At 61.0% G+C, this 13,576-nt stretch carries 10 protein-coding genes; all 10 read right to left on the bottom strand.

What is annotated here, in order from left to right; translation table 11 throughout:
- Nucleotides 1–3: 3 nt before the first annotated feature.
- The gene (locus ACX3OZ_RS03900; protein ID WP_459103860.1) at nt 4–906 is read right to left on the bottom strand and encodes a MurR/RpiR family transcriptional regulator; all 903 of its coding nucleotides are present in this window, start codon (nt 904–906) and stop codon (nt 4–6) included.
- 83 nt (nt 907–989) lie between these two features.
- Nucleotides 990–1,697 carry an aspartate/glutamate racemase family protein gene (locus tag ACX3OZ_RS03905; protein ID WP_459103861.1) on the bottom strand — a complete coding sequence of 236 codons (708 nt, stop codon included), beginning with the start codon at nt 1,695–1,697 and terminating at the stop codon, nt 990–992.
- A 42-nt stretch (nt 1,698–1,739) separates the two neighbouring features.
- On the bottom strand, nt 1,740–2,645 hold the full coding sequence (locus ACX3OZ_RS03910) for an ABC transporter substrate-binding protein (protein ID WP_459103862.1): 906 nt from the start codon (nt 2,643–2,645) through the stop codon (nt 1,740–1,742).
- A gap of 1 nt (nt 2,646) precedes the next feature.
- On the bottom strand, nt 2,647–3,831 hold the full coding sequence (locus tag ACX3OZ_RS03915) for an ABC transporter ATP-binding protein (RefSeq protein ID WP_459103863.1): 1,185 nt from the start codon (nt 3,829–3,831) through the stop codon (nt 2,647–2,649).
- Nucleotides 3,832–3,834: 3 nt separating this feature from the next.
- On the bottom strand, nt 3,835–4,668 hold the full coding sequence (locus tag ACX3OZ_RS03920; RefSeq protein ID WP_459103864.1) for a carbohydrate ABC transporter permease: 834 nt from the start codon (nt 4,666–4,668) through the stop codon (nt 3,835–3,837).
- Nucleotides 4,668–5,576 (bottom strand): carbohydrate ABC transporter permease, encoded by a 909-nt coding sequence (locus ACX3OZ_RS03925; protein ID WP_459103865.1) that lies wholly within the window; start codon nt 5,574–5,576, stop codon nt 4,668–4,670. Before ACX3OZ_RS03925 ends, ACX3OZ_RS03920 begins: the two co-directional genes overlap by 1 nt.
- A 39-nt stretch (nt 5,577–5,615) precedes the next feature.
- A complete protein-coding gene (locus ACX3OZ_RS03930) occupies nt 5,616–6,878 on the bottom strand; it encodes a sugar ABC transporter substrate-binding protein (RefSeq protein ID WP_459103866.1) in 1,263 nt (420 codons plus the stop codon).
- Nucleotides 6,879–6,968: 90 nt separating this feature from the next.
- Nucleotides 6,969–8,381, bottom strand: a complete 1,413-nt coding sequence (locus ACX3OZ_RS03935; protein ID WP_459103966.1) for a M24 family metallopeptidase — start codon at nt 8,379–8,381, stop codon at nt 6,969–6,971.
- Nucleotides 8,382–9,095: 714 nt separating this feature from the next.
- On the bottom strand, nt 9,096–11,900 hold the full coding sequence (locus tag ACX3OZ_RS03940) for a flagellar hook-basal body complex protein (RefSeq protein ID WP_459103867.1): 2,805 nt from the start codon (nt 11,898–11,900) through the stop codon (nt 9,096–9,098).
- 50 nt (nt 11,901–11,950) lie between these two features.
- Nucleotides 11,951–13,513 (bottom strand): sensor histidine kinase, encoded by a 1,563-nt coding sequence (locus ACX3OZ_RS03945; RefSeq protein ID WP_459103868.1) that lies wholly within the window; start codon nt 13,511–13,513, stop codon nt 11,951–11,953.
- Nucleotides 13,514–13,576 lie beyond the last annotated feature (63 nt).

The raw sequence follows: 13,576 nt of genomic DNA on the forward strand, positions 1-13,576 counted from the left end.
GTTCTAGCGGCGATTAGAGGCCGGCGGCGTGGAGACATCATCAAGGAGGTCGACGAGGCGGTCGATTTTTTGGAATCGGGCGAGGCTTTCGTAGCTCATGGCGGTGGCGACGCTCCACGCCAGATAGTTGATGATGGTGACGGCCGCGGCGAAGGAATTGAACGGCGACGGCGATTGGCAGCGGCAGCGCAACACATACTCAGCGGCTTTTGCACTGGCGGCGGCGCTGATGTCGGTGATCAACACGGTCGTCGCCCCACCGGCGCGCGCTTCCCTGAGAATGTCAGCCAGCCGCCGCGGCCGTCGGCGAAAGGCGATGACGAGAAAGACGTCCCCTTCGGCAATGGATGCGATGTCGTGGGAATAGCTGCCGCCGCCGCTGGGCAGCACCTGAACGTCATTCTTGATCAAGGTCAGATAATGCGCGGCGTGGTGGGCCAGACCGTAGCCGCTGCGCAAGCCCATGATCCAGACCCGGCGCGCGCCGACGATGGCCTGGGTGATTTCCGCAAGGGTCTTTTCCGAGATGCTCTCGCAGGTGGTGGCGATATTGTCGAGATCGACCTTCACCATCTGGCGCAGGGAAACGGCGGCGGTGGGCGCCTGGTCAGGATTTTCCAGGCCTGCCCGGGGCGAGCCCCAATGTTGCTCCGACCTGATCTGCCGTTTCGCCTCCGGATAGGTGTCATAGCCAAGCGTGCGAAACAGGCGGGCGGCAGTGGCTTTGGAGACGTCGGCTTTTTCCGACAGCTCGCTGGCGGTGTAGCTGGGCAGATCCATCTGATGCTGCAGCAGCACGTCGGCCAGGCGTTTTCCGGACGGCGAAAGGGTGGAATAGACCGCATAAATACGCGCTTCAAGCGAGCGTGGCCGCTGCTCGGTTCGGGAGTTTGGACCGGAGGGCACGCTGAGGTCTCCTTGAGTTCGTCACCGGCGATAGTAGTTCACGTCCACCGGAGCGGCCAGCCCCTGGGCGTGGGGCGTTGCGGCTAGTTCAGGGTGTGCAGCCGGGTCGGCGGCGCCCAGACACCGGTCTTGGAGGTCGACAGCCCGCAGGACACCAAGGCTTCGGCCAGACCGACAGCGGCACCGACGCCTTCGATGACCGGAATGCCATGCTGGCGCTGCAAATCAGCGGCGAATTCGGCCATGCCGGCGCAGCCGAGGACGACGGCCTCGGCACCCAGGGCGCGGCCCTGGATGATGAAATCGGAAATCCGCTCCAGCGCGCCGCTTTGCGGGTTTTCCAGTTCCAGCACCGGGATGTCGCTGGAAAAAACGCGCCGGCAGCGATGGGCAAAACCATAGCGCCGGATATTGTCCTCGATGATCGGCGCCGAGCGCGACAGCGTGGTGATGACGCAAAAACTGTGGCCGACGAGGCTGGCCAGTTGATAGGCCGCCTCGCCGATGCCGATCACCGGCTTCGATGAGAGGGCGCGGGCAGCGTCGAGGCCGGTATCGTCAAAGCAGGCGATGATATGCGCATCGGCGCCGTCAGCGTCGTTGGCGGCGATTTTCCGGAGCAGGCCCGGCACCGACATGGCGCCATCGAACGGCCCCTCGATGGCCTCGGGACCCCGATCGGGCTGGCTGCCGACGATCTCGGTGCCGCTGCGGGCAATGGCGCGCGCTGCCGCAGCAATACGCGCCGTCATCGACGCGGTGGTGTTGGGATTGATTACGGAGATGCGCATGGCTCAGCCAGCCTCATAGTGATGGGGAGGGGCGGCCGCACTTCAGGCGGCTGTCATCCCCATGGTGGGGCGGGGGTCCACGAGATCGACATAGGCGATCGGACCTGCGGTGAGAAAGCCATCGGCGATCCCATTTTGCCAGCGATCATAAGCGGGTTTGTCGATTTGTGGCGTCGTCCACATGCCATTGGCACGGTAGAGATCGACCAGATCGACCAGCATGTCGGGATCGAAGCGCACGAAGGTGCTGGCCAGGAAATCACGATACTTCGCGGCTTCATGCGCGTTTATCCAGTCCATGGCGCGGGCAAGCGCGCGGGAAAAGCGCTGTTGCGCGTCGAGCTGGTCGCTGTCGGGCTCGCCCTGACCGTAATAGACGCTCCAGGGCACATCGCCGCCATCGACGGCGTAACGCATGACGACATGCGCGCCGCCAGCGGCCTCCAGCGCCAGAGCGGAGGGGAGGTCGATGACCAGATAATCGCCCATGCCGCCCATAAAGGTGCGCGACAGCAAACCGCCATCAAGGTCCTGGATAAAGTTGACCGCCTGCGGATCGACGCCGTTTTCCTTGAGCAGCAGCTTGGTGAACAGCCCGACGCTGGCGCCATTGCTGCCCTTCATCGAGATCACCTTGCCGCGCGTATTCTCCCAGCGGAACTCGTCGGCGCGCTCACGCCCGACCAGCGCCAATGGAGCGCGCAACGAAATCTGGGCGAAGGGCGTGTAGCGGACGCCCCGGCCAAAATGCATGGCCGGCACCCAGATGCCGCCCAGTGCCGCCTGGGCTTTGCCCGAAGCTAGATCATCGAGCACGACGTCCCAGGGATTGGGCACATCGGCCGAGATGGTGAGCCCCTCGGCGGCAAAGAAGCCCTGCCAGGTGGCCACATATTCGGGGAGATAGTTGACGCTGTGGCCGGTGGCCGAAATGTGAAACTTCTGCATATCAACCTACCAGAACGGGGGCCAAGGCGGGGTTCCGGCTATGCGTCGGAATGCGTTCTTCGGTGACGGCGTCAAACCAGAACACGTCCTCGACGGCGTAGTCGAGCGAACACAGCTCGCCGATCGACACCTTGGGTGTGCCGGGGATGCGCACAAACACCAGATTGCTGTCGAGCAGGCGGGTGTCGTTTTCGTCGCTGGCAAGGCGGCAACCGATGACGGTTTCGGCCCCCAACCGCTCGATGACGGCGACCCGGGCGGGGATGGCGCCCTTGCCCTCGGGCTGGAACTGCAGCTTTTCCGGGCGAATGCCGAAGATCACCGATCCGGTCGTCGGGATGTCGCCATCATGCTGCCAGGACAGCGTGTCGGAGACGGCAAGCCGCTGGCCGGTGTGGTTGACCGGCACCAGATTCATCGGCGGCGAGCCGACGAAACGGGCGATGAACGCGTTTTTGGGGTTGTTGTAGATCCCCTCGGGCGTGTCGATCTGCTGCACGACGCCCTTGTCCATGACGATGATGCGCGTGGCCATGGTCATGGCCTCGACCTGATCGTGGGTCACATAGACAAAGGTCTTGCCGACCTTGTTGTGCAGGGCCGAGATTTCGGCGCGCATCTGCACCCGCAGCTTGGCGTCGAGGTTCGAGAGCGGCTCGTCGAGCAGATAGAGCGACGGGTTGCGCACCAGAGCGCGCGCCAGGGCGACGCGCTGACGCTGCCCGCCGGACAGATGCGCCGGCCGCCGATCCAGCAAATGCTCGAGTTCGAGCTGGACGGCGATGCGGTTGGTGCGGGCGCTGATATCGGGGCTGCGCATCAATCGCTTGCGGGCAATCGAGCTGACGATGGGCAGGTGATACCATTTCTTGAAGGCATCCATGACCAGCGGAAACGCGATATTGGCGCGCACGGTCATATGCGGATAGAGCGCATAGGACTGGAACACGAACGCCACATTGCGGCGGCGCGGCTCCCATTCATTGGCGACTTCGCCATCGAACAGCACCTGGCCCGAGCTGGTTTCGCTGAGCCCGGCAATCATGCGCAGCAAGGTGGATTTGCCGCACCCGGAGGGCCCGAGCAGCACGAGGAATTCGCCATCCTCGATATCCGTGCTGAAGGCCTTGATTACCTGGTGAGCGCCAAACGATTTGGAGACGTCTTTGAAACTTAGTTTAGGCATGGCCTACCCCTTAACCGCACCAGCAGTCAGTCCGGCAACGATGTTGCGTTGAATGAGAAGGAAGAAGCCCACCGCCGGCAGGCTGAAGATGAACGCGGCCCCCATGACACCCGCCAGCGGGGTTTCGTACTGCCCGATGAACGAGGCGAGCCCGACACTGGCCGGCCACAGCGCGCGGTCCATCAGGAAGGTGGAGGCGAACAAAAACTCGTTCCACCCGGCAAAGAAAGCGATGACTGCAGCGGCCGCAACGCTGGGCATGATCAGCGGTAGCAGGATCATGGTGAGGATGCTGAAGCGGGGGCAATTGTCGATAATCGCAGATTCCTCGATTTCGTAGGGAATGCCGTCCATGGCGTTCTTCAGGATGAAGGCGGCGACGGGCAGTGAGAAACCGACATTGGCGAGGACCAGGCCGAACAGATTGTTGAGCAGACCCAGCGTGATGAACATGCCGTAGAGCGGGATCAGGATCAGCGCCTCGGGTACGACCTGGGTCATGAACAGCAGGAACCCCACCAGCCCCTTGCCGTGAAAGCGGAAGCGGCTGAGCGCGTAGCCGGCCAGCGAGCCCAGTAGCAGGCTGAGAACCGTGGTGCCGGTGGCAATCAACAGCGTGTTGAACAGCCACAGGCCGATCGGCACCTGCATAACTTCGCCCAGCAGGTTCGGCAGGTTCTGCAGTTGCAGCCAGGCCACTTGGCCGCTGCCATAGAGCTGGGAATTCAGCGACAGGGCGGTGTTGACCATCCAGTAGATCGGGAACCCCGCCACCACGATCAGCAGGCAGACGAAGAGATAGTGGGCGATTTTTGAGGCAATTTTGCTCTGGATCATCACAGGGCCATCGCTTTCAATCGGCGGCGCTCCGCCAGGAAGTGAATGAGGGCGACCAGGAGGGCAAGACCGAGGCCGACGACGCCATAGGCGCTTGCCATTCCGAGATCATAATTTTCGAAGGCGATCTGCCGGATTTTGACCACTAGCGTCCCGGTACTGCCCAACGGGCCACCTCCGGTGAGCAGGTAGATGATATCGAAGCGGCGGATCGACCAGACAGTCACCAGCAAGGCTGCAAGCTGGGTGGCCGGCATGATGTGCGGCAGGGTAACCAGCCGGAATATATTGAGCGGGTCGGCGCCATCGATCCGCGCGGCTTCGCGCACTTCTTCAGGCACCAGCTGCAATGCGGCCAACACGACCAGCATCACAAAGGGGGCAGCCTGCCAGACGGTCACGACGATCAGGGCAGGAAGTGCCAGATCGACAGTGGTCAGCCAGCGCTGGGGATCAAATCCCATCCCCAGCATGATTTTGTTGAAGACGCCCGACTGCTGATTATACATCCAGTGCCAGATTAGCGCCGCTGCCGCGTTGGGTACGGCCCATCCGAACAGCAGAATGCCACGGGCGATGTCGCGGCCGGGAAACGGCCGATCCAGCGCCAATGCGGAAATCACCCCGAGCAGCACCGCCAGCACCACCGAGCAGACGGTGTAGATCACCGTCACCCAGATCGTGTTGTAGAAAGCGGGCTGATCGAAGAGCTTGGCGTAATTGGTCAGGCCGATGAACAAGCCGCCATTGGGGTTGGTCAGCTTGGTTGCCGTCAGGCTCATCCACACCTGGCGCGCCAGCGGGCCAAACATGAAAAAGCAGAGATAGACGATGGGAGGGAGGATGAAGGCGTATGGCACCAGTGCCTTGCCCGCACCCACGAGCCGTTTCGACGATAATATGCTCATGGCTATCCCTCCCAGCGTCCAGTTTTTGTCGGTCAGTTTTTAGAAGCTTTGTTCGTCGACTTCGATCTGCGCCGCATCGAGGGCGGCCTGCGGATCTTCATTGGCGACCAGTACCCGTTCGATGGCTTCCATCACGAAGCGCATGATCTGGGCGGTTTCGACTTCATAGCCCGGGATCAGCGTGCTGCGGGACGCAGGCGCCACCTCGGCAAAGGTGTCGGCCCAGGGGTTTTCGGCGCGGAACGCTTCGGTGAGCGGCACATCAGTGGCCAGCGCATCCGGACCCGAGGCTTCGCGCAGCGCAATCTGACCTTCGGGGCTGACGACCCAGGCGATAAAGGCGGTGGCGGCTTCCTGCTGCTTGCTGTGGGTGCTGACGGCGAGGAAAATCTGCTGGTGGGCGCCGGGGTTCACAAACGGCAGCTTGGCTGCGTAAAGGTCCGACTTGGCCAGGGCGCCGCCCGACACGATGTTCAAAGTGCCACCGCTATTGTCAAAGCTGTAGCCAACGCCGAGTTCCTTGAAGCGCGTGCGCATCGTCGGCATGCTGTCGCCGATGGGCAGCACATTGGCGTCATAGACCTTCTTGAAGGCGGTTACCGCGGCAACCGCCTCGGGCGTGTTGACGGTCAGCTTGCCCGAGCCATCGACCCAATTGGTGCCATAGCCATAGGCCCAGTTCTGGAAATCCATGAACCAGTTGGTGTAGTCCGCCATCTGGTGGCGCGCGGTGAAGCCAACGGCACCGGTGGCGGCATTGACGGCCTGCGCCGACGCGATCAGCGAGTCGACATCGGTAGGCACCTCGGCCTTGCCGGCATCGGCCAGCGGCCTATTGTAGATCAGCGCATAGGCCGCACGCTGCCAGGCAAGGCCCAGCCGCTTGCCGTCGACCAGGCCATTGGCGTTGGTAGTGTTGAGCGCCACACCCTCGGCAGCCTTGTCGATATCGACCAGAAAGCCGGCATCGGCGAGGGAATAGAACAGGCCTTCCTGAATGATGGCGATGTCGGGGCCCTGTCCGGCACCCATTTCGGTGGTCAGCTTGTCGGCGATTTCAGCCGAGGGGATGGCTTCTTGCACCAGGGTGACGTTGGGCGCCACTTCCTGGTATTTCAGCATGGCGTTCCACAGATTGGCGCCGCGCAGCGCATCCACCCATTGCGAGTTGGCGATGACCAGGGTCACCGGTTCCCCGCTGGCTTGCGCATAAGCGCCGACCATCGGAATTGTGCCGGCCCCAACCAGGGTGGCGAGCGCGGTGGCGCCGGCCAGAAACAGACGTCGTTGGCGTAGAAACATCAGAAAGTCCTCCACTTTTTGATAGATGAAACGCAATAGACCCAGGCGTCCGGCAGCTTTCCCTAGGGTGCCGGCCGCCTTGGGATCAACTCACACTTTGACGCGATGGGGCTCCAGAGGCGTATTGGCGCTGAGATTTTCAGCCCCTGTCTCGGTCACCAGATAGCAATCGCCGACATTGCAGCCGGCAACTTCGGGTTCAAGCCACTGCGAATGCAGCACGAATGTCATGCCCTCTTCGAGCCGGTCATGATTGTTCGAGGCAATGTTGTAGTTGGCGAATTTGGCCATCGACACCGAGTGGCCCACGTTTGGATTATGCGGCCCCAGCGTCGCCGGATAGACATGCATCAGCTTGCGGCCCTGCCGTTCCCAATCCTCGTCATAGACATGGCGCTGCGGAATGAGCCTTGGGCCGCCATCGGCGCCAGCTTCCCAATTATAGGGCATGGTCCGGCCATCGGCCGACGTCAGATAGCCGCGCTTTATATAGGGCTCGAAGGAGGCATTGGCGACCTCGGACACCAGCACGCCGGGCTTGACCTGCGCGGCTGCGTTCTTGACGCCCTCCACGCACATGTTGAGCACGTCTTCCTGCTTGTCCGTAATGTCGCCGACCGCAATCATCCGGGCAATCTGGGCGTTGTAACCACGATAGGTCGTGTTGGAGATATAGAGATTGATCAGATCGCCATTGCGAACGACGTGACCATAAGGCTTCCCGCAATGGGTGCCATAGCGATTGATACCGATCTGGTAGCCGTCCCCAGTTTCTCCGCCGCGCGACATCTGGGCATAGGTGAAGGCCGCATAGATTTCATAGTCGGTCACGCCAGGACGGGTGACGTGATACGCCGCCTGGATGCCGATATCGGCCAGTTGGGCCGCCGCACGCACCAGTGCCTGCTCGCCCTTGGAGCGTCGGCGCTGCATCCGGTCAACGATGGCTTCGGCCTGCACAAATGACGAGCGGCTCAGCTCAGCCCGCAGGCCGGCCCAATAGGGGGCGGAGGTGGCATCGCCCATCAGCCCGATCTGGGAAGACGCCAAACCCCGATTGATCAGATGCTGGGTGACGGCCTCGACCACCTTGTCGACGGCCTTGCCCGGGCGATCATAGGTTTCGCGGCCCCAGGTGCCGATTTGCCAGATGTCATCGACCAGCAGCGGCTCACCGCTCGGCGGCAGCAGCACGGAACTGCTGAAGAACGAGAACAGCGCCAATGGTTTGTCATCGGTGGGGATGACGAGCACGCCTTCGCGCTCCCAGTCGCAGATATAGCGCAGATAGGAATTGGAGGTGTGATACCAGCCGATGGTGTCGGCATGCACCAGGATAACGTCGTGCCCGGCAACAGTAGCCTCACGGCGTATCTTGCGCAGCCGTTCCTCAAATTCCGAACTCGGCAATGGATTGACCGGCTCGAAAGTGAATGTCGGCTCAAAGCCTTCCAGCAACGATTCAAATCGGCGATCTGATGCGGGCGAAACGGCTGAACCCAAGACGGGCCGCGATAGGGTCATTTTTCATCAATCCAGCAGGCTAAAACCTACTTGAGATTATCGGGTGAAATTTAATTTGCAACGTCCCGGCAAGCGTCCGAAATCGGTCAGGATTCACGATTTGCGTATTTTTGACGAGAAATTTTGGCAAATCGGATAATTATCGCGCATCCCGATATAAGCTTATTTCGTCAGTAATATATTGATTTATAACAGAAAATAGAACTTCTGGATGTTTCATAGGTTGATGGATAATTATTTTTAGGCAATGGCCGGCAGCCAGCCTACCTGACGAGTACTCGCACGAAGCGAGAGCCATGGCCGTCGGGAAATTTGGCGCTATGAAAAAAATGTTACAGTACTGATGTGCTTCATATTTCGCTCAGATATCAGCATTGCCAATCGTTGAGGGTGATGTCGGGCGTTGCCTCAAGGTCGAAACTCGCAACAGGCTACCCACGCCGCTCGTGCGGCGGAAGTTGATGATGCGCAATGGCATCCTGCTATACTGCGTGGAGTTTCAAGTTCGATGGGCGGGACTAGTACGTTCCTGCGCTAGCACGCCGCGAACACACACTTTTAGAGTCAGCGGCCGCCGCCAACCGGTAGCACATGAGCTGGTACCAACCGACCAGCTCCTCGGCGTGGTCTGGACTGGCCGGCCGGGATCGGCCCTTGAGGAGGCACTCAAAGATTGCTGTCCCGAGCCGCCTTTTAGCGGATCATATTCAACGATTCCTGCAACATTTCGTCGGCCACCGAGACAATTCTTGTACCTGCGGCGTAGGCCTGCTGCGTCACGATCAGCTTGGTGAACTCGTCGGAAATGTCGGTATTGGAGGCTTCGAGCGCGCCGCCGATGATGCCGCCGCCCGCCATGTCGAAAATTGCTTCGCCGGATTCGGAGGTGGCGCTGAACACGCCGCCGTCAAGCCGCTTGAGCTGGTTGATAGCTTTGAACTCCGCGGTCACGACCTGCGCGACATCAAGGCGCTCGCCATTGGAATAGGTGGCGACGACGCGCCCGTTATCGTTGATGGCCACGGACACGAACTCACCCGCGCCATAGCCGTTCTGGCTGAGAGCCGACACATTGGCCGTGCCGTTGACGTCGGCGAATTGCGATACGCCGTTGACGTCATGGCGAAGCTGCACGTCGCCGATACTGACGCCGTTGACCGTCAAATTGCTGATGGTGGTGGCCGATACGCCGGGGGGCATCAGGGAGCCATCGGCGCCGAACACATAGCGCTGGCCAATATTGGTCCACATCGCTGCTCCGCCCTGGGCGGTACTATCGGAGAGGTAGAACAGGTTCCAGGTATCCTGCCCTTCGGCGGCGTCGCTGTCGATCTTGGCCCAGCGCAGTTGCACGTTCGCCGGCGCGCCATTCTCGGCGTATACGGTGATGGCGCCGCCAGAGATGGATTCGGAGACGAAGCGGTCGGAATCGGCGGCACTGATTGTGGTTAGGCCGCCTGTGTCTGCCTTGTGGATGCCGGCAATGTTCAGCTTGTCCGCCGCCGACCCGGAAATGGTGGCGTCATAGTAGTAGTTACCGGGGAACTCGACACGGACGTTGCCGCCGGCATAGGTGACGATCGCATTGGTCGCCGCTGGGCCGCCATGGGCGCGCAGATCGGCCTGGATTGCCGCGAGCATATCGGCCAGCGATCCGGTGGCGTTGATTTCGATGTGGTCGGCGGTCGGCGTTTGCCTGCCGTCGGTATCGAAGCTGTAGCTGCGCTTGGTGCCGCCAACGCTGACGACCAGCTCGTCACTGTCATTGAGGATCAGGTCGGCATAGGTGTTGCCCGCGATCATAGCGCTGCCGGGGATCGGGTCGTAGGGCCCGGCGCCAAGCCCCAATATGTCTCCGGTGATGGCGCCTGGAGCGCGCAAACTGGAGAACTCAAGCGGGTTTGGGTCGTTTGTCCCGGCGGAGACGGTAATCTTGCCGTTCTTGAGCTTGACGAAAAGCGTGTCATCGCCGGCCAGGCTGCGCAGATTGTTCTGCATGGCGGCGAGCGCGCTATCGATGTCGCCACTGGCGGAAATCGACGTGCTGACGCCGCTTGCGGTGGCGTCTATCGGGGTGCGAAGGCCGGCGGGGTAAGTAACCAGGAGCGTAATGCCGTTGTAACTTGCGGTGGCGCCAGGAAAAGCGTCCTGCACAGCAGTCTCCAAGGCGGTTTTCAACGCCGCTGGTGTTGCAGGCGCCGGTACGGCAGGGAACACAATGTCTGTGCCGTTGATATCAAACTGCCCAGTTTGGATCAGCCCCGCAACGTCACCCGCGTCGATGGTGATGAACGTTTTCGCGGATGTGGCATCTGCGCCATGGGACAAACCGCCATTGCTGACGCCAAGCCCGTCAAGCATCGTGTCAAAACCCTGATACCCGGCGGTGTCGTATTCGATCTTCAGGACGCCGGTGCCTGGGTCATAGAGTGCTGTTGTACCCGGAAATTTGGCGTGGATTGCCGCTTCCAGATCACCTTTCGTCGGGTTGGCAAATGATATGGGCTCCCCGCCAATCTCCAGATCTCCCGCAGCCTGCAACGCGGTGAGGTCGGCAATGACAATTTCCCTATAGGCTTTGGCTGCGTCCGTGCCTGGAGTTGCTCCGGCGAATTCGACGGCTGAGCTCGGGACACCGTTGGTATCAAACCATATATTATAGCTCTGTCCGTTGACTGTGACCGTCAGCCTATCGCCGTCGTTGACCAGTGGTGCAGCCGATTGCGTGCCTAAGTAGGAGCCCGCACCAATGGCGCGCGCGGGGACCAGCTGAAGGTCGCTGTTCGGCAATTCTATGCCCAAGGCGCCGGGCACCACCGGCGTCGGTGACGGATTGGCATAGGTCCAGGGTTTGATCAGCTCGCTATTCGGGATGTTGGGCTTGTAGGCGGTCGGCTTGGGGAGCTGCGGCAGGTTGGTCTGGTAGTTGATTGCCTTGGTGATATTGGCCTTCAGGAAACTGTTCGACAGCCGGATCACTTCGGGCACCGAGCCGGAGATATTGTTCGTGGCTGGATCAACCGGCAGGCCCTTGAGATAGTAGCCGGCGCCATTGACCAGCATGCCGTCCTTGTCGATTTCGAAATCGCCGCGACGGGTGAAGAAGTTGGTATCGGCAAAGATCGGCTTGCCGTCCGACTGGCCGATCTTGGGCTCGACGACGAAGAAGCCGTTGGAGTTGAGCGCGATGAAGGTCTCGTTCGACACCGTCTTGATGTCGCCACCAATATCATTGGTGCCGCGCGACTGGGCCAGCACGGCGCCGGGCACTTGGCGCGAAATCGGCGCATCGGCGATCAGATCAAGGAAATCGGTCTCGATGCGCTTGTAGCCGGTGGTCTGCGAGTTCGCGATATTGCCCGAAATGTTCTCCAGCGCGTGCGCCTGCGCCCGAAGACCGGTCACTGCACTGGAAAGAGCCCCGTAAATACCCACGCCATTTGCCCCCATAGCAGCCATGATGGGCGGGGCCTCCGCCTGATAGCGGCTGAAACCCACGCGAAAACACGGCGGTGCGTCAGGGTGACGTGATTTGCCGGCCTTACGGCCTACGAATTGGGCGTATGCACTGACGCTTTGGGGGTAGGGATGGGCAGGGACGGTGGCAGCGATAGCCCGTATTCGTTGTGGTTTTCGATGCGTGCCGCACCCAGAATTACACTGATGCGGTTGACGATACCCTGACCGAAGCCTGCAGAGCCGGGCAGCTTTGCCGTGGTTGTCGGCAGTTGATCAACCACCACGATCGCATCCCGGCCGTCTCGCACCTCATGCAGCAAGGTAACCGCCATGCCGGATTGGCTCAGGCGTATGGCGTTGTCCAGATCGTTGGACAGGGCCTGCGAGAGCAGCATTTCGTCCGAGACGAGCAGGGCATCGGAGGGGGTGGTTACCAGATCAATCGAGCGGCTGGCCGCAATGGGCTCATAGACCGCGTTCAGCTTGGCAAATACCCGGCTGACCGGAAAGACTGACAAGACGGGCGAGATTACGCCGGTATCGTGCCGGGCGTAATTGAGGATGCCGTCGAGAAAATCCGTCATAGTGCCGCTGATTTTGCGGGTCTGGACGAGTGCCGCTTGGTCGGCGGTCGAACCCATCGCCATGCCATCGAGCAGCATGGTGATGGTCTGCAGTGGTTGCCGCAGATCATGCCCGAGCGAGCGCACCAAATGGCTCTGGAAGGCATGGGCATCGGTCAGCGCGACTGTGCGTTCTGCGACGGTCTGCTCAAGAAACTGACGCTGCCCCTCGACTTGGGCTAGTGCGCGACGCTGATCGGATACCGCCGCGCCGATCAACAGGGCGGCGATGGCGCCGATGGCGAGCAGCAGGGAAAGCGCCAGCATTTCGCCATCATAGGCCAGCAGATAGGCGGCCAATGGTGTCGCCAGGCTGGTGAAGAAGACACTGATGGCTGCGGTGGGCAGGCCGCCCGTCACGCCGGCAATGATGGGCGGGATGAGCATCAGATACCACAGGCTCCCCAATTGCGGATTGAGCCGCACTGCCTGAGAACCGATGAGCAGGGCCAGGGTGATGAAGCCAATCTGTACCAGCCAGCTCGATGCCCTGGGCCAGCGCCATTCAGCTATGGGCTCGGCAAAAGCGGCGCGGAGCAACGGCACCAGAATGGGTGGCAAAACCAGCGCCGCGATGGCGTCGCCGGTGGCCCATTGAAAGACGATGCCCCAGCCCTCAGCCCAGCTCATATTGCCCGCCCAGGCATGCAGCGAAACGCCCGAAATTGCGGCAACGCAAGACGCCAGCAAGACCGATGACACAAAGACCAGTGTGGCTCTGAGCGTCAGGGGTTGCTGGGTGGGGCCAGAAAAGCCGATCAGTGTATAGGCGACCAGGCCATAGATGCCGCAATGGCGGATGGCATGGAGCGCCTGCGCCAGCGCGCCACCGTTATTTTCAATGAAGAACGGGCTGATTTCGGGCGAAACCAGCAGCAGATTTGCCGCCAGCGGCGCTAGCTTGAGCACCCCCGGTGCCGCCAGGAAAATCGACAGGGTAATGCCGGCTGGCAGGAACCACAGGCTCGAATAGGGGCGAAAGACATCCAGCAGAGTTGCAAGCTTGTAACCAGCCAGCCATAACGCCATGATCAGGACGAACTGGACGGCTTTGTTTGTGAGTATTGCCCGTAACATGCTGACATGGTCCCC

This window comes from Devosia sp. A369, assembly GCF_054489345.1.